Origin of the sequence: Nakamurella sp., from assembly GCF_044224575.1 — a bacterium.
In the GTDB taxonomy this organism is placed as follows: domain Bacteria; phylum Actinomycetota; class Actinomycetes; order Mycobacteriales; family Nakamurellaceae; genus Nakamurella.
Genome location: NZ_JBGAKE010000008.1, coordinates 23667 through 39560, shown reverse-complemented (window position 1 = coordinate 39560; position 15894 = coordinate 23667). Strand labels below are relative to the sequence as shown.

Sequence of the window (15894 nt, the reverse complement as noted above, 5' to 3'; positions counted from 1 at the left end):
CGACGCGCCTTCCGCCGGCCCCAGCCGGCCGGGCACCTCGCGCGACGGTCCGACCGGCTACCGTCGGACGACGACCGGAGGAGGTACCCCGTGGCCGATGCCGGGCGGTCCGACCGCGGCCACCACGGCGGGGCCGGTGCCGCCCCGCCGGCCCTGGACGCAGTCGACCTGGACCTGCTGGCGGCGCTCGCCGCCGATGCCGGGTCGACCATCAAGGCCGTGGCCCGCCGCCTCGGTCTGGCGGAATCGACCTGCGCCTACCGGCTCCGTGCGCTCCGGGCGGCCGGCGTGATCCTGGGGACGCGGCTCGAGGTCGATCTCAAGCGCCTCGGTTACCCGCTGCACGCCGTTGTCAAGGTCCGGCTGGGCAATCACAGCCAGGCCGACGTCGACCAGTTGTATGCCTCGATGGCGTCGGCGCCAGGGGTGACCCAGGTGCTGCACCTGGCCGGGGCCGACGATTTCCACGTTCAGGTGGTCATGCGCGACTCCGAAGCCCTTCGCGACTTCGTCGTCCAGCGGATCTCGTCCCACCGGATCGTGCGGCAGACCGAAACCCTGCTGGTGTTCTCGGTCCGGCAGGGACCGGGGGTGCTCGGCGGGGGCCCCGGACTCACCCGGAACGGGGGCCGGCCGAGCTGACCGGTCGGACCTTTCCTCAGCCACCCGCCCGCGAGTCGAAGAGGTTCAGCGCCAGTTGCGCGGACAGGAACGCGGCCGCGAGCTGGCCCTTGACGCTGTTGCCGTAGCCGTCCAGGCGCGGGGCGTAGGTCGCCAGCCCGCCCTTGCCGGGAAAGGACGTGACGATCCCGCCGCCGATTCCGCTCTTCGCCGGCAGCCCAACGGTGTAGAGCCAGTCACCGGAGGTCTCGTACAGTCCGGCGACGGTCATCACGGCGAGTGTGTAGCGGCATGCCTCCGCGCTGACCACCCGATGCCGGGTGATCGGATTGACGCCGCCGTTACCCAGGGTCGCGCCCATCACCGCCAGGTCGCGGACGGTCACCCGAAGGCAGCTCTGCCGGGTGTACAGGTCGAGCACGGCGCTCGGCTCGCCGTAGAGCCGGCCGACGCTGTGCAGCAGCCAGGCCAGGGATCGGTTGCGGTGATTGGTGGCGGTGGCGGAAGCCAGCACCCCCTCGTCCAGCTCGAGCGGCCGTCCGGCGAACCGTCCCAGGCCGGCCTGCAGCATCGCCCACTTCTGCTCGATCGTGTCCCCCGGCAGCAGGCCGGCCGCAGCCATCGCGCCGGAGTTGACCATCGGATTGGTCAGCCCGGTGCCCCCGTACTCCACCGCGCCCAGCGAGTTGAAGGGCCGTCCGGTCGCATTCACGCCGAGCAGCCGCCGGCTGGCCGCCGGCCCGATCGCCTCGCAGACCAGCGCGAACACGAAGGGCTTGGCCACGCTCATGATGGTGAACGGGGCCTCGACGTCCCCGGCCAGGTGCAGCCGGCCGTCGGCCTGGGCCAGGCAGATGCCGAACAGGTCCGGGTCGGCGTCGGCCAGCGCCGGGTACACCGTCGAATTCGCCCCGTCGGCGTTCGTCCGGTACCGCTCGTGGGCCTGCGCGACGAGTTCGGACACCCGGTGCCGCGGCGGCAGGTGCCCGGTGGAGACGTGCCGACCGATGCCGAGCCGGGCCGGCCAGTCGTCCAGCACGTCGGGGCGGTCCGCCTGGACGTCGGGGCGGTTCGGCAGGACGTCGGGGCGGTTCGATCCGCCGGTCACGGTTGCCCACCCACGACCGCCGACGGAGCCTGCGGCGCCCAGCGGGTCAACGCGTCCACGGTGAACACCGACAGCCCGAGCTCGGCGCGGTAGCCGTGGATCTCCTTGACGTCCAGGCCACGCAGGAAGTCCACGATCACCGGCGACACCCGTTGCCCGGGAATGAGAACCGGGAATCCCGGTGGGTACGGGACGACGAAGGTGGTGCTGACCAGCCGGCGGCCGGCGCGCAGCAGCTCCGCCGCCCGGTCGAGGCGGACGTATTCCTTGTCCTCGTCGACGTAACCGGCGTAGAACGCGGCCCGGATGTCGCCGTCCGGCGACGTCGGGGTGGACCGGAAGGCCGGATCGAAGTCGCTGAAGTCGGGCAACGCGGGAAGTCCCTCGGTCAGCGACCTGACCTTCTCCGCCTGCAGGGCCAGACCGGCCCGGCCGGCCTGCCCCTGGCGGGCGGTCAGATCGACGGCGACCGCGCGCAGCGCGTCGAGCAGGAAGTGCACGCTGGACCAGGTGACACCGATGGTGAAGATCAGCAGCACGCTGTTGATGGAGGTCTTGTTGATCTGGATGCCGAACCGCCGCATCAGCACGTCCTCGCGGAACTCGAAGCCGTTCATCCCGGTCCGGCCCAGGTAGAGCGTGACGCGGGTGGGGTCCAGGACGAATTCGTCGCCGCGCCAGGACTCGTTCCACCGCTCGACCTGCCCGCCGGACCAGGTCGCCGACGCGGACCCCCGGTACCGCTCGGGCACCAGGTCGGCCTCCTCCAGGATGGTGAACCACCGGCTGATCGTGCGGTCGGTCCGGACGCGCTGGCGGAACGCGAGCGCCATCTTGTAGGCCGATCGCACCAGCTGGAAGCCCTCCACGTCGACCTGCCGGCGCGCCAGGTCGAGTGAGGCCAGCAGCTGCTGGTTGGGCGATGTCGACGTGTGGGTCAGGAACGCTTCGTCGAACGCCTCTCGGCTCAGCCGCTCGAAGTCCTGGTCCCGGACGTGGATCATCGATGCCTGGCGCAGGGCGGAGAGCGACTTGTGGGTGGAGTGGGTCGAGTAGACCCGCACCCGGGCCGCGGCCGGGTCGGGCAGCAGCCGATGCCGGGCCCAGTCGGACCGCGGAACGGTCGCCATCTCCGCCCGCCACCGGGCGTACTCGGCGGCGTAGGCCGGGCCGGCCAGCCGGTCCGCCAGGCGTTCCGCGGCCACCATGGCCGTCCGCTGCCGCGTCCACGGCACGGCCACCGCGAAGGCGAACCACGCCTCGTCCCACAGGAAGCACAGGTCGGGCTTGATCGCCAGCAGCTCGGCCATCACCTGTTCCGGGTTGTAGACGACGCCGTCGAACGTGCAGTTGGTGAGCAGCACCATCCGGACGGCGTCCAGCCGGCCGGCGGCCTCCAGATCCAGCAGGGCCTGCTTGATCGATTCGAGCGGCACCGCGCCGTAGATCGAGTAGTCGGCCAACGGGTAGGCGTCCAGGTAGACCGGTTGGGCCCCCGCGAGCACCAACCCGTAGTGGTGAGACTTGTGACAGTTGCGATCGATCAGCACGATGTCGCCGGGCCGGGTCAGCGACTGGACGACGATCTTGTTGGCCGTCGACGTGCCGTTGGTGACGAAGTAGGTGGCGTCGCTGTTCCAGGTGATCGCCGCCTTGTCCATCGCCGAGCGCAGCGCGCCGCGCGGGTCGAGCAGCGAGTCCAGCCCGCCGGAGGTCGACGACGTCTCGGCCATGAAGATGTTGCGGCCGTAGAACTCCCCCATGTCCTTGAGCGACCGGGAGTTGAAGATGCTGGCACCCCGGGCCACCGGCAGCGCGTGGAACTGCCCGACCGGGGACGCCGCGTACGCCCGCAGCGCGTCGAAGAACGGGGTGCGGAAGCGTTCCCTGATCCCGGCCAGCACCGTGGAGTGCAGATCGGTGACGTCGTTGAGCCGGTAGAAGGTGCGGTCGTACAGCCCCGGCGCCTCCTCGGCCCCGGCCACGATCGACTCGTCGGTCAGCAGGTACAGGTCGACGGTCGGTCGGAGCTCACGGATCCACTGCCCGCACTCCACCCAGTCGTAGGTGCGATCGGTGGCCACCTCGATCCCGTCGACCCCGAGCAGCCGGCTCATCAACGGCAACCGGTCCGTGGACCGAAGGGCGAGATCGTGCCGGATGATCGCCGCCTGGATCTCCCCGTTGAGCGCGACCGCGGTGATGGCGTCCTCGACGCTGGTCACCCGCAGGACCGCGTACTGGACGTCGTCGCCGGGGCGCTGCAGCGACCGCAGCGCCCCGGCCAGGCCCTCCGGGTCGGTGGCCGGCGAGTCGTCGGCCAGCAGCACCGTATGGAACTGCTGCTGCGACGCCCGGGCGACCAATTCCTGCTCCGGCAGGGACGTGGCCAGGTCGAACATGGCCGCCCGGTCGCCGTACTCCTCGAGCAGCCGGGCGGCCAGGTTCGTCTGCGCGGCCAGACCGGCGGTGTCACCCAGCGCCAGTTGCCCGCGCAGGTGGTCCAGCCACCGCGGGCCGGGAAACAGCCAGAACCGCTCGTACCCGGCGAGCCGGTCCACCAGCCGGCGGACCTTCGCCTGCTCGACGGCGGTGTCGAAGCCGGCCCGGTCGACCGCCGCCAGTTGCTGGGTGGCGTCGTCGAGCAGGTGCCAGACGTCCAGGCGCTGGGACGACGGGTTGACCATGGCGGCCAGGGTCGACACGCGTAGTCGGCGATCACGGGTGCGGTGCACGGGCAGTGTCCTCTGTGATGGTGGGCTACTTGATCATGCGGGGGCGATTGCCCGAAATGGTGCCATTTGACACCAAACAACACCACCGATCTTGCGTTTGCCGCGATAATGCGCCGATTTCTTGCTGATTCGCCAACAGCGCGGCCTCAGCCGGCCGGGTGATTGCGCAACGGCCAACCTGTGGACAACCCGGACCCGCCGCGGCGCCGACCGGCTACCGTCACCGGCATGGCCGCGCTGACCGCCACCGAACACATCCAGGACGAGGTCCGCGAGCTGATCCGTCGCCGCGGCATCGACCCGGTGACCGACCGTCGTTCCACCCGGCTGCTCATCGACGAGGTGGTCGCGCACTACGAGGAACGGGTGCCGGTCTCGTCGCTGCCACCGCTGCTGGACCGGGCCGGCGCGATGCGGCACGTCTTCGACGCCCTGGCCGGGCTCGGACCGCTGCAGAAGTTCCTGGACGACCCGACCGTGGAGGAGATCTGGATCAACCAACCCGGCCGGGTGTTCATCGCCCGGCACGGCCGGTCCGAGCTCACCACCGTCGTGCTGTCCGCGCAGGAGGTGCGGGATCTGGTGGAACGCATGCTCAAACCCTCCGGCCGCCGCCTGGATCTGTCATCCCCGTTCGTGGACGCGCTGTTGCCGGACGGCAGCCGGTTGCACGCGGTCATCCCCGACATCACCCGGGAGCACCTGAGCCTGAACATCCGCAAGTTCGTCGTCGCCGCCAACGGTCTGGACGACGTCGTTGCGTTGGGCACCGTCACCCCGCACGCGGCGCGGTTCCTCGAGGGGGCGGTCACCGCCGGGTTGAACATCATCGTGGCCGGCGGCACCCAGGCGGGCAAGACCACGTTGCTGAACACCCTGATCAACTCGATCCCGGCGCGCGAGCGGGTGATCACCTGCGAGGAGGTGTTCGAACTCCGACCCAACCTGCCCGACGTGGTGGCCATGCAGACCCGCCAGCCGAACCTGGAGGGTCACGGCGAGATCCGGTTGCGCCGGCTGGTCAAGGAGGCGCTGCGGATGCGGCCGAGCCGGCTGATCGTCGGCGAGGTCCGGCAGGAGGAGTCCCTGGATCTGCTGATCGCGCTGAACTCCGGGCTGCCCGGCATGTGCAGCGTGCACGCCAACTCGGCGCGGGAGGCGGTGGTCAAGCTGTGCACCCTGCCGTTGCTGGCCGGCGAGAACGTGACCGATGCGTTCGTCCTGCCGACCGTGGCCGCGTGCATCGACCTGGTGGTGCAGATCGGGGTCGAACCGGACGGGTCCCGGCGGATCCGGGAGATCGTCGCCCTGCCCGGCCGCGTGGAAGGCGGCGTGGTCGAGACCGAGGACATCTTCACCAGCCGCGAGGGCCGGCTCGTCCGCGCGCAGGGCTACCCGCCGCACGCCGACCGGTTCGCCCGGTACGGGATCGATCTGGTCGGTCTGCTGTCCGGCGGCCGGCAGGCGTGACGACCTCGGCCCAGGTCAGCGGATCGGGTAACACAGGTGAAGCACCCGGTTGCCCCGGATGACCACGTCGGGATCCGCCAACAGCTGCGGCGCGTCGACCGACCCGAAGTAGCGCTTGCCGGAGCCGAGGACGACGGGCACGACGTCCATGCGCACCTCGTCGACCAGGCCCGCGGCCAGCACCTGACCGCCGACGTCCCCGGCGGCGACCTCGACCACGCGGCCGCCCGCCAGCTCGTGCGCCTTCGCCACGGCCGCCGCGACGCCGTCGACGAAATGGAACGGCGCCGCGGGGTCCCAGCCGGCCGGCGGTGGCCGGTGCGTCACGACCACCACGTGGTCGATCCCGGCCGGCGGCGTCCCGTCCCAGCCATCCGTCAGGTCGAAGACGTGGCGGCCGGCGATGGTGACTCCGATCCGGTCCCAGTACGGCCGGGTGTGGTCGAAGGACGTCTGCGACACCATGAGTTCACCACTGGCGTCCAACGGGACGTCACCGTTGGAGAGCCAGTCGAACAGCGGTCCGGGTAGGTCGTTCTCGTCCGCGATGAAGCCGTCGACCGACACCGAGCCGTACATGACCACCTTGCCCACGCGGGCCTCCTGTTCGTCGGGTGCCCCCAAACTAGCGATCCGGCCGGCCGTGCCACCGTCGCCGGCCGGCGACCGTGCTGCCTGGCTACAGTGGCGCCACACCGGTTCACGACCGACCGACGACCACCGACGGCTCACTGACGGCCACCGATCGAACCGGGGACGACCTGTGCCTGACCATCGCCACGCGATCCTGGACACCTCGTGGGTCCGCTGACGGCCCGACCGGTCCGCGGCGCCGCCGCCCTGCTGCTCGCCGCCACCCTGCTCGCCCTGGCGCCGGCCGTGGCCACGGCGCAGACCACCGACCCGCCGGCGCCGGTCGGCCCGGGCATCGCCGCGACCACCGGAGCCGGGTCCCCGGTGTCCATCACCTCCGGCGCGCCGGGCACCGGCGCCTCCGGATCGGCCGGCTCGTCCGGGTCGGCCGCGCCCTCGCGGAGCACCGACGGGTCCGCCTCGCCCACGGCCTCGCCCACCACCGCCGCCACCGAGTCCGCGCCGGCATCGACGGCGAGCGGGACGACGGAGGCGCCGTCGAGCACGCCGGAGAGCACCGCCGCGACGAGCACCTCTCGGCCGGTGCCGACCGCGGAGCTGCCGGCCGTGCCGCCGGCCGCGCAGCGGTCCGACATCGGCGCCGGCACCGTACTCATCGCCATCGCCGTCCTGCTGCTGGCCCTGGTGGTGATCACTGTGGTCCGCCGGCGGATCCGTCCGGCGCCGGCCCGGCCCGGTCCGCCGCCGGCGGCCGGTCCGACGGACGGCTCGACCGTGACCGTCGCCCGGGGCGGCGACGATCTGATCGACCTGCTGGTCGAACTGGGCGACGCGATGGTCCGCTCGGGCGCCCCGGTCACCCACGTGCAGGCCGACCTGGTGCGCATCGCCGCGGCCAACGGCGTGCGCGATGCCGAGATCGTCGTGCTGCCGACGGCGCTGATCATCACCGTGCCCGGGCAGGACCGGTCCCGCACCGAGGTAGCCACCAGCGGTGGGGCCGGGCTGCGGCTCGACCAGATCGACGCGGTGTTCCGCGTCGCGGCGGAGGCGGAGGACGGCGAGATCGGCGTCCACGAGGCGCTGAGCCGGCTCCGGGCGATTCGCACCCTGCCGCCCAGCGTCGGGCCGGCGGTCGTCGTTCTCGGCCACGCGGTGATCGCCGTCGGCCTGGCCATCGTGCTGGCCGGGACCTGGCTGTCGTTCCCGGTGGCGGCGGTGCTCGGCGCAGCGGTCGGCGGCGTCAAGCAGTGGTCGGCGGCGCGCTCGGCGGCGTTGCAGGTGTTCGTCCCGATCGCCTGCGCCTTCGCGGTCTCGGCCGCGGTCGCGCTGCTCGCCCGGACCAGCCTGGATCCCGGCGTGCTGCCGCCGATCCTGGGCGCACTGGTTACCTTCATCCCGGGTGGGCTGCTCACCACCGCGGTGCTGGAACTGGCGACCGGGCAGATGATCTCGGGGGCGAGCCGGTTCATCTTCGGCGGTCTGCAGCTGGTGCTGCTGGCCATCGGCATCGTCGGCGGGGTGCAGCTGGTGGGGCTGCCGGTGATCGACATCGTGCCGTCCGGCGACTCGGCGGTCGGCGCCATCAGCCCCTGGCTGGGCGTCCTGGTCTTCGGCGTCGGCGTGCTGCTGACCTTCTCCGGCCGGCCGCGGTCGCTCGGCTGGATGCTGCTGGTGCTCTATGTCGCGTTCGCCGGGCAGGTGCTCGGCGGCCTGCTGGTCGGCAGCTACCTGTCCGGTTTCGTCGGGGCCGCGTTGATGACCCCGGTGGCGGTGTTCGCGGCCGGTCAGCGCTCCGGCCCGCCGACGATGGTCACCTTCCTGCCGGCGTTCTGGTTGCTGGTGCCCGGCGCGGTGGCCCTGGTCGGGGTGACCCAGGTGATGGGCGACACCCGCGAGGCCGGGGTGACCTCGATCCTCACGGCCGGCGTCACCTTCGTCGCCATCGCGCTCGGCGTGGTCTTCGGCTCGGCCCTGGCCCCCGACTGGCTACGCCGCCGGCGCCGCTGACCGGGCACGGGCCGCCCGGACCTCCGGCGGCCCGGAGAACCGCTCGGGCAACGCCGACGCGCCCACCCGCAGCGCCCGCAACGCCGCGGTGGCCGCCGGGTCGGTGGTGGGCAGGCCGGGCAGCCGGTACATCCGCCGGGCCCAGCGCGGCAGCAGGGCGGCCGCCAGCCCGGCCAGCGTCAGCCAGGCCGGCCAGGCCGGCGTGAGCAGCCGGACCCAGGAGGCCATCGGGGGCACCACCAGCTGCCGGACGGCCCGGCGGGCGTCGTCGGACACCCGCAGGACGGGCCGGACGTCCTGGAAGTAGTCCCGCAGGCCGGCCACCGTCGTCGGCGCCATCGCGCCGGGGATGCCGATCAGCTCCGCCGCCAGCACCTGCTCGGCCACGTACCGGTCGGCCGACGCCGCGTCGATCGGCGCCCCGGCCCGGCGCGCGGTGCCCAGGTACGACTCGATCTGGCAGCAGTGCACCCACAGCAGCAGCTCGGGCTCGTCCAGCCGGAAGGTGCGGCCGGTCTCCGGGTCGGTCCCGCGCAGCCGCCGGTGCACCCCGCGCACCCGGGCCACGGTCCGGCGTGCCTCGTCGGCCGGGGCGAAGGTCGTCGTGTTCACGTACCGGACGGTCCGCTCCAGCCGGCCCCAGAAGTCCTCGTCGAAGCCCCCGTGCTGGGCGACGGCCGCCATCGTCATCGGGTGCAGCGCCTGCAGCAGCAACGCCCGGACCCCGGCAACCGGGAACACCGGGTCGGCGTGCACCGCCCAGGTGACGCTGGCCGGGCCGAACAACCCGTCGTCGGCCGTCACCGGCCGGTCCGGTGCTCGCCCCGAGCCTTCGGCGGGAGCGGGACGAAGAAGGACACCCGCCGCTGGTAGTCGCGGTACCCCGGGCGGTCCTGCATCCGGCGCTCGGTCCGCCGGGCGCCGGTGGCGACGACCAGCAGGTAGCTCATCAGCGCCGGCGCCGGCACGGTCCAGCCGCCGGGGGCGGACGCCGCGGACGCGAGCCAGGCGCCGTCCCAGACCAACGAGTCGCCGAAGTAGTTGGGGTGACGCGACCATCCCCACAGGCCGGTGTCCAGGATCGGCGGTTTCGCCGCGTCCGTGCGGGCCCGGTAGCGGTCCTTCTGCCGATCGGCCAGCGCCTCGATCGCCGCGCCCGCGACCATGACCGCCAGCCCCACCGGGAGCAGGCGGCGCCGGGCCGTCTGCGGCAGCGCGCTGGCCGCGGCCAGCTGGATGGGCGCCGAAACGACCAGCTGGGCCAGACCCTGCGTCACGAACACCTTGCCGACCACCGCCGCGGTGGAGTCGCCCTCCAGGTACTCGGCGTAGCGCGGATCCTCCTGGTCGCTGTGCCGGAGCCGGCCGGCGATCTGGCCGCCCAGCCGGGCCGCCCAGACCGATGTCGCCGCCGCCAGGGCCCACCGCCGGGTGCGGTCGCCGCGACCCACGACCGCGGCGGCGATCGCGATCGCCCCCAGGCCGGGCCCCCAGACCGCGTCGACGTAGTCGCGACGGCCGCGCCGCAGCGCCAGCACCGCGGTCGCGGTCTGCACCCCCGCGGTCACCGCGGCGGCGGCCGCCACCACCCGCCGCAGGTTCCGGCCGTCGACCCCGGTCACACCCATCGATCTCCCTCTCACCGTTCACCGTCACCTGCGCCCGCCGGTCCCGACACCGACTGGCCGGACTACCGCCCGACCGGCCCCGCCGGATGCCACCAGGATGCTCGCCCGATCGCTCGACCGGGCCGTCGACCGCGCAGGAGTAGGGTGAGCTCTCGACACGGGGTGCCCCGACCAGGGGCTGAGAAAACACCCGTTGAACCTGATCTAGTTCGTACTAGCGAAGGGATTGTCGTTCGATGCGACCCCGCCTGCGGCGCGTACCCGCCGTCGCATTCCTCCTGGCCGCAGTCCTTGCGGTGGTCGGCTGCTCGGCGGCCGGCGGTTCCCCACCCGGCAGCTCGGCGGCCGGCTCAGCGGACGGCTCTGGCACCACCCCGAGCGAGAAGACCACCATCCGGTTCGCCCTGGACTGGACCCCGAACACCAACCACACCGGCCTGTACGCGGCCCTGCAGCAGGGCTGGTTCGCCGACGCCGGCCTGGACGTGCAGATCGTGCCGTACAACACGGCGCTGCCCGAGACGATCATCGACGCCGGCAACGCCGAATTCGGCATCAGCTTCCAGGACTCGACGACGGTGGCGCAGGCGTCCGGCGCGAACCTGGTCTCCGTGCTGGCCGTGCTGCAGCACTGGGCGACCGCGATCGGGGTGCGGGCCGACCGGGCCGACCTGACCTCGCCCAAGGACCTGGACGGTAAGACCTACGCCGGCTTCGGCGGCCCCACCGAGGAACCGCTACTCAAGACGGTCATCAAGGACGCCGGCGGCACCGGCGACTTCACCACGGTCACCCTCGGCACCTCGGCCTACGAGGCCCTGTACTCGGGCGACGTCGACTTCACCATCCCGTTCCTGGCCTGGGAGGGCATCGAGGCGCAGCACAACGGCACCCCGATGAAGTACTTCACGTACACCGACTACGGGTTCCCCGACGCCTACTCCGTCGTCGTCATCGGCAACCGGAGCTGGCTGGCCGAGCACCCGGACGCGGCCCGCGCGTTCGTCCAGACCCTGCAGCGCGGGTACCAGTTCGCCGCAGACAACCCCGACGCGGCCGCGCAGCTGCTGATGGACGCCAACCCCGGCGCCTTCCCGGATCCGTCCCTGGTCAGCGAGAGCCAGGAACTGCTGGCCGCGCAGTACCTGAAGAACGGCGACGGAAAGGTCGGCCCACAAACCCTGGCGCAGTGGTCCGGCTATGGAAAGTTCCTGTACGACAACGGCTTGCTGATCGGGCCGGACGGCGCCCCGCTGCCCGCCGAACCGGACTACTCGACGCTGTTCACCGACGAGTACCTGACCCCATGACGATCCGATCCGCGCCGACCACCCGCCCGGATGCCGGACCGACGGGCCCGGTCCACGTCGGTCCGACCGCCAAGCCGATTGCCGATCCGACCGCCGGCCCGGCTCCGGTCGCGCGGCCCGGGCCGGGCGCCTCTCGCGTCCGGCGGATCCTGCGGACGGTCGGCCCCGCGCTGCTCGTCGTGCTGGTCCTGCTCCTTGCCTGGCAGGTCGCCGTCCAATTGACCGGGGTGCGGCCGCAGATCCTGCCGTCCCCGCTGCGAGTGGCGCAGCAGGGGTGGCTCAACCGGGACGACCTGGCCCGGCACGGGCTGTCCACCCTGGGTGTCACGCTGATCGGGTTCGCGGTGTCCCTGGTGGTCAGCTGGGCGGTCGCGATGACCGTCGACTTCGTGCCGTGGCTGCGCCGGGCGCTGGTGCCGCTGCTGGTCGGCTCGCAGACCCTGCCGATCATCGCGATCGCCCCGCTGATGATCATCTGGTTCGGCTTCGGGCTGCTGCCCAAGGTGCTGGTGATCATCCTGACCACGTTCTTCCCGGTGGCGATCGGCCTGATCGAGGGCTTCGCGGGCGCCGACCGGGAGACCGGCCGGCTGCTCGCGTCGATGGGCGCGTCGCGCTGGCAGCAGTTCCGCTTCCTGCGGCTGCCCGGCGCGATGCCGCGGTTCTTCACCGCGTTGCGGATCGGCATCACGTATGCGGTGGTCGCCGCGATCTTCGCCGAGTACGTCGGCGCGACCAGCGGCCTGGGCATCTACATGAGCATGCAGAAGAACTCGTTCCGCACCGACCTGGTGCTGGCGGCGGTCTTCGTCACGGCGGTCCTGTCGATCACCCTGTTCGCACTGACCTACCTGGTCGAGCGGCTGGTCTGCCCCTGGAACAGGCGGAGCGTCGACGCCAGTGATGTCTGACGACTACCTGCGGCTGCGCGGGGTGAGCAAGACGTTCGCCACCCCGGCCGGCCCGCTGCCGGTGCTCGACCGCATCGACACCGCCATCGGCCGGGGCGAGTTCGTCGCGGTGATCGGGCCGAGCGGCTGCGGCAAGAGCACCCTGTTCAACGTGCTCTCCGGGCTGGAACCGCCCACCGGCGGCGGCCGGGTCGAGCTGGCCGGGGCCGACATCACCGGCACCGTCGGGCACTGCGCGTACATGCCGCAGCGCGACCTGCTGATGCCGTGGCGGTCGATCCTGGACAACACCGTGCTGGGTCTGGACGTGCAGGGGGTTCCCCGGGCGGCGGGCCGCCGGCGGGCGGCCGCGTTGTTCGAGCAGTTCGGGCTGGCCGGCTTCGAGAATGCCTACCCCGCCGAGCTCTCCGGCGGCATGCGGCAGCGCGCGGCGCTGTTGCGGACGGTCGTGCAGGACCGGGAGATCGTCGCCCTCGACGAGCCGTTCGGCGCGCTCGACTCGTTGACCCGGACCGACCTGCAGGGCTGGCTGCAGGGCGTGTGGCGGCGGCACGACTGGACCGTGCTGATGATCACCCACGACATCCGCGAGGCGATCTACCTGGCCGACCGGGTGCTGGTGCTCTCCCCCCGGCCGGCCCGGATCATCCGCGACCTGGCGGTGCCACTGCCCCGGCCGCGCGAGGTCCGGCTGCTCACCGCACCCGAATTCGTGGCGCTGGAGGCGGAGCTGCTGGACCTGCTTCACTCCCCGGCGCGGCGCTGACCGGAGTAGGCCAGCACGTCGCCGGCCACGGCCAGCGCGACCTCATCGTCCGGCGGGCGCGGCGCGTACCCGGGGGTGCGGACGGCGACCAGCTCACCCGAGGCGAGCCGGGCCCGGATCACCGTGTCCGGTCCGTAGTAGCGGTGCTCCACCACCCGCGCGGCGACCCCCGTGCCGGCGGCGGTCTCCGTCCCGGCGGCGGTCTCCGTTCCGGCCAGGCTCACCTGCTCGGGCCGCAGGGCGATCGTCACGGGCCCGTCGGGGACCGGCATCCGGGCCGGCAACCGGCCGAGTCCCGATTCGACGTGCCCGCCGGACGCGGTCCCGGCGAGTTCGACGATCTCGCCGACGAACGCCGCCGCGGCCAGGCTGACCGGCCGGTGGTAGAGCTGCGCCGGCGGGCCGATCTGCTCGACCCGGCCGCCGAGCAGCAGCACCACGGTGTCGGCCAGCGACAGCGCCTCGGCCTGGTCGTGGGTGACCAGCACGGCGGTCGTCCCGGCGTCCCGGAGCACCCACGCGATCTCCTCCCGCACGGTCATCCGCAGGGCCGCGTCCAGCGACGAGAACGGCTCGTCCAGCAGGATCAGCGCGGGGTCGGCGGCCAGCGCCCGGGCCAACGCGACCCGCTGCTGCATGCCGCCGGACAGCTCCTCCGGCCGCCGGTCGGCCGTGCCGGCGAGGCCGACGATGTCCAGCCAGCGGTCGACCGCGGCGGCCCGGTCCTTCCCGGCCGGCAGGCCGAAGCCGACGTTGCCGCCCACGCTCAGGTGCGGGAACAGCGCCCCCTCCTGCGGCAGCAGCCCGATCCGCCGGTCCTGCGGCGCGACCGAGGTCCGGCGCCCGACCAGCTCCCGCCCGGCCAGCCGCACCCGGCCGGCGTCGGCCGTCTCGAACCCGGCCAGGATCCGCAACATCGTCGTCTTGCCGCACCCGGACGGGCCGAGCACCGCGGTGATCGAGCGGGGCGGCACGGTCAGGCAGACGTCGTCGAGCACCCGCTGCCGGCCGAACGACTTGGTCAGCCCGGCGACGACCAGGCCGCCGGCGTCCCCGTTGACCACCGGATGCGCCAACGGCCGCCGGTCCGGTGACGGGCGGCGACCCACCGACCGGAATTCAATGACCACGGATCTCCCCCGCCCGTCCGCTCCAGCGACCCAGGATCGCCGTCGGCACCGCGGCGAACAGCACCAGCGCGGCCGCATACGGCGCGGCATTGCCGTAGTCGCTGACGGTGGTGTACCTCCACAACCCGGTGGCCAGCGTTTCGGTTCCCGTCGGGTGCAGCAGCAGCGTCGCCGGCAGTTCCTTCATCGTGGCCAGGAACACCAGGGCCGCGCCGGCGGCCAGCCCGGACGCGGCCATCGGCGCGGTCACCGCGAAGAACGCCCGGGTGGACGACCGGCCCAGGGAGACCGCGACCTCCTCCAACCGCGCCGGCGACGACTCGACGGCGGCCCGGATCGACCCGACGGCCAGCGGCAGGAACAGCACGACGTAGGCCAGCACCAGCAGCGGCGACGTCTGGTAGAGCGGGCGCAGCAGCCGCGCCCCCAGGTACACCCCGGCGACGGCGACCACGATGCCCGGCAGCGCGTGGGTCAGGAAGGTGGTCCGTTCGATGAGGCCCACGGTGGGTCCTCGGTGGCGCGCGGCCAGCAGGGCGACCGGCACGGCCAGCGCGGTGGTGACCAGGGCCGCGGCCAGCGCGTAGCCCAGCGAGGCGGCGAGCGCGGCCGTCAGCTCCCCCAGGTCGAGCGAGGCCTGGGCGGACCGGACCACCCAGCGGGCCAGCACGGCCAGCGGGAACACCAGGCCGGCCGCCAGCACGGCGCCGACCAGCGCGAACCCGGCCACCCGGCCGGCCCGGTCCAGCCGGATCAGCGGGGCCGGGCGGGCCACGCCGGCGCCGAGCCGGTAGGCGCTGGCCCGGCCACGGGCCATCGCCTCGGCGACGATCAGCGCGACCGCGAACACCATCAGCAGCAGGGCCAGAATGGCCGCCCGGGAAGGGTTGAAGCCGGCCCGGTAGGCGCCGTAGATGACCCAGGTGAAGGACTCGTACCGCATGGTCGCGACGGCGCCGAAGTCGCTGAGCACGTAGAGCCCGACGAGCAGGCAGCCGGCGGCGATCGCGGCCCGGGCCCGCCGCAGCGTCACGCCGAACAACACGGCGACGCCGGAGCGGCCCAGCGACCGGGCGACCTCCTCCTGGGCCGGGTCGAGCCGGGCGAGTGCGGCGACCGCGGGCAGGAACACATACGGGTAGCTGACGATCGTCAGCACGATCGCCGCGCCCCAGAAGCCGGCCAGGCCGGGGAACTCGGAGATCCAGATGTAGGCGGCCACGTAGCTGGGCACGGCCAGCGGCAGCGCGAGCAGCACCGTGGTGTACCGGCGGCCGGGCAGCGACGTGCGGGTGACCAGGACGGCCAGGGCGGTGCCCAGCACTCCACAGGCCGCGGTGACCACCGCAACGAGGCCGAGGCTGCGACCGATCAGGGACGCCGTGCGGACCTGGAACAGCTCGTCGGCGACGAACCCCCAGCCCCGGTCGATCGCGCGTTCGCCCAGGTAGAGCAGCGGCACCAGGGTGACCAGGGTGATCAGCGCGGCGGCGGTGACCAGCAGCCACGGCGGCCGCCGCCCGGACCGGCCCCGGGGAGCGCTGCGGGGACGGCTGTCGGGACGGTTGCGGGGACGCCCGCGCCCGCCCCGGACCGGGTCCGGGGCGGGCG

General features: G+C 72.9%; 13 protein-coding genes and 1 riboswitch. Of the genes, 6 read left to right on the top strand and 7 right to left on the bottom strand.

Translation table 11 applies throughout. The features are described from left to right. The first annotated feature begins 90 nt into the window (after nt 1-90). Nucleotides 91-642, top strand: coding sequence for an Lrp/AsnC family transcriptional regulator (locus ACILSK_RS10880; protein WP_395727180.1), 552 nt, complete (start codon nt 91-93; stop codon nt 640-642). A gap of 16 nt (nt 643-658) precedes the next feature. Here ACILSK_RS10880 and glsA read toward each other — a convergent pair whose 3' ends face one another. Both glsA and ACILSK_RS10870 read right to left on the bottom strand, forming a co-directional pair. Next, entirely contained in the window at nt 659-1657 is a 999-nt protein-coding gene (gene glsA, locus ACILSK_RS10875; RefSeq protein ID WP_395727366.1) for a glutaminase A, read from the bottom strand. A 68-nt stretch (nt 1658-1725) separates the two neighbouring features. Beyond that, nucleotides 1726-4470, bottom strand: a complete 2745-nt coding sequence (locus ACILSK_RS10870; protein ID WP_395727365.1) for an aminotransferase class I/II-fold pyridoxal phosphate-dependent enzyme — start codon at nt 4468-4470, stop codon at nt 1726-1728. 222 nt (nt 4471-4692) lie between these two features. On the opposite strand from ACILSK_RS10870, the gene ACILSK_RS10865 reads away from it, so the two are divergent. Continuing rightward, nucleotides 4693-5934, top strand: a complete 1242-nt coding sequence (locus ACILSK_RS10865; RefSeq protein ID WP_395727179.1) for a CpaF family protein — start codon at nt 4693-4695, stop codon at nt 5932-5934. Between the two features lie 15 nt (nt 5935-5949). Here ACILSK_RS10865 and ACILSK_RS10860 read toward each other — a convergent pair whose 3' ends face one another. Continuing rightward, nucleotides 5950-6528, bottom strand: coding sequence for a dihydrofolate reductase family protein (locus ACILSK_RS10860; protein ID WP_395727178.1), 579 nt, complete (start codon nt 6526-6528; stop codon nt 5950-5952). Nucleotides 6529-6732: 204 nt separating this feature from the next. On the opposite strand from ACILSK_RS10860, the gene ACILSK_RS10855 reads away from it, so the two are divergent. Beyond that, nucleotides 6733-8538: a threonine/serine exporter family protein gene (locus ACILSK_RS10855; protein WP_395727177.1), complete on the top strand. Its 1806-nt coding sequence runs from the start codon at nt 6733-6735 to the stop codon at nt 8536-8538. Here ACILSK_RS10855 and ACILSK_RS10850 read toward each other — a convergent pair. Together ACILSK_RS10850 and ACILSK_RS10845 are read right to left on the bottom strand one after the other, a co-directional pair. Beyond that, on the bottom strand, nt 8518-9342 hold the full coding sequence (locus tag ACILSK_RS10850) for an oxygenase MpaB family protein (RefSeq protein ID WP_395727176.1): 825 nt from the start codon (nt 9340-9342) through the stop codon (nt 8518-8520). The genes ACILSK_RS10855 and ACILSK_RS10850 overlap by 21 nt on opposite strands. After that, nucleotides 9339-10166, bottom strand: a complete 828-nt coding sequence (locus tag ACILSK_RS10845; RefSeq protein ID WP_395727175.1) for a DUF1295 domain-containing protein — start codon at nt 10164-10166, stop codon at nt 9339-9341. The genes ACILSK_RS10850 and ACILSK_RS10845 overlap by 4 nt, the downstream gene beginning before the upstream one ends. A gap of 148 nt (nt 10167-10314) precedes the next feature. Next, nucleotides 10315-10410, top strand: a riboswitch (TPP riboswitch). Here ACILSK_RS10845 and ACILSK_RS10840 point away from each other — a divergent pair. From ACILSK_RS10840 to ACILSK_RS10830, 3 genes are all read left to right on the top strand, one after another. Beyond that, a complete protein-coding gene (locus ACILSK_RS10840; RefSeq protein WP_395727174.1) occupies nt 10403-11476 on the top strand; it encodes an ABC transporter substrate-binding protein in 1074 nt (357 codons plus the stop codon). (Overlaps the previous riboswitch by 8 nt.) Continuing rightward, nucleotides 11473-12387: an ABC transporter permease subunit gene (locus tag ACILSK_RS10835; RefSeq protein WP_395727173.1), complete on the top strand. Its 915-nt coding sequence runs from the start codon at nt 11473-11475 to the stop codon at nt 12385-12387. Before ACILSK_RS10840 ends, ACILSK_RS10835 begins: the two co-directional genes overlap by 4 nt. After that, a complete protein-coding gene (locus tag ACILSK_RS10830; RefSeq protein WP_395727172.1) occupies nt 12380-13153 on the top strand; it encodes an ABC transporter ATP-binding protein in 774 nt (257 codons plus the stop codon). The genes ACILSK_RS10835 and ACILSK_RS10830 overlap by 8 nt, the downstream gene beginning before the upstream one ends. On the opposite strand, the gene ACILSK_RS10825 is transcribed toward ACILSK_RS10830, so the two are convergent. Next, entirely contained in the window at nt 13132-14283 is a 1152-nt protein-coding gene (locus ACILSK_RS10825; RefSeq protein WP_395727171.1) for an ABC transporter ATP-binding protein, read from the bottom strand. The genes ACILSK_RS10830 and ACILSK_RS10825 overlap by 22 nt on opposite strands. After that, nucleotides 14273-15787, bottom strand: coding sequence for an ABC transporter permease (locus ACILSK_RS10820; protein WP_395727364.1), 1515 nt, complete (start codon nt 15785-15787; stop codon nt 14273-14275). Before ACILSK_RS10820 ends, ACILSK_RS10825 begins: the two co-directional genes overlap by 11 nt. Nucleotides 15788-15894: the final 107 nt, after the last annotated feature.

Bases quoted from the DNA above. Each gene is read 5' to 3' on its own strand.
- ACILSK_RS10830 (WP_395727172.1), top strand. From the start codon at position 12,380: ATGTCTGACGACTACCTGCGGCTGCGCGGGGTGAGCAAGACGTTCGCC.
- ACILSK_RS10845 (WP_395727175.1), bottom strand. From the start codon at position 10,166: ATGGGTGTGACCGGGGTCGACGGCCGGAACCTGCGGCGGGTGGTGGCG.
- ACILSK_RS10840 (WP_395727174.1), top strand. From the start codon at position 10,403: ATGCGACCCCGCCTGCGGCGCGTACCCGCCGTCGCATTCCTCCTGGCC.
- ACILSK_RS10865 (WP_395727179.1), top strand. From the start codon at position 4,693: ATGGCCGCGCTGACCGCCACCGAACACATCCAGGACGAGGTCCGCGAG.
- ACILSK_RS10835 (WP_395727173.1), top strand. From the start codon at position 11,473: ATGACGATCCGATCCGCGCCGACCACCCGCCCGGATGCCGGACCGACG.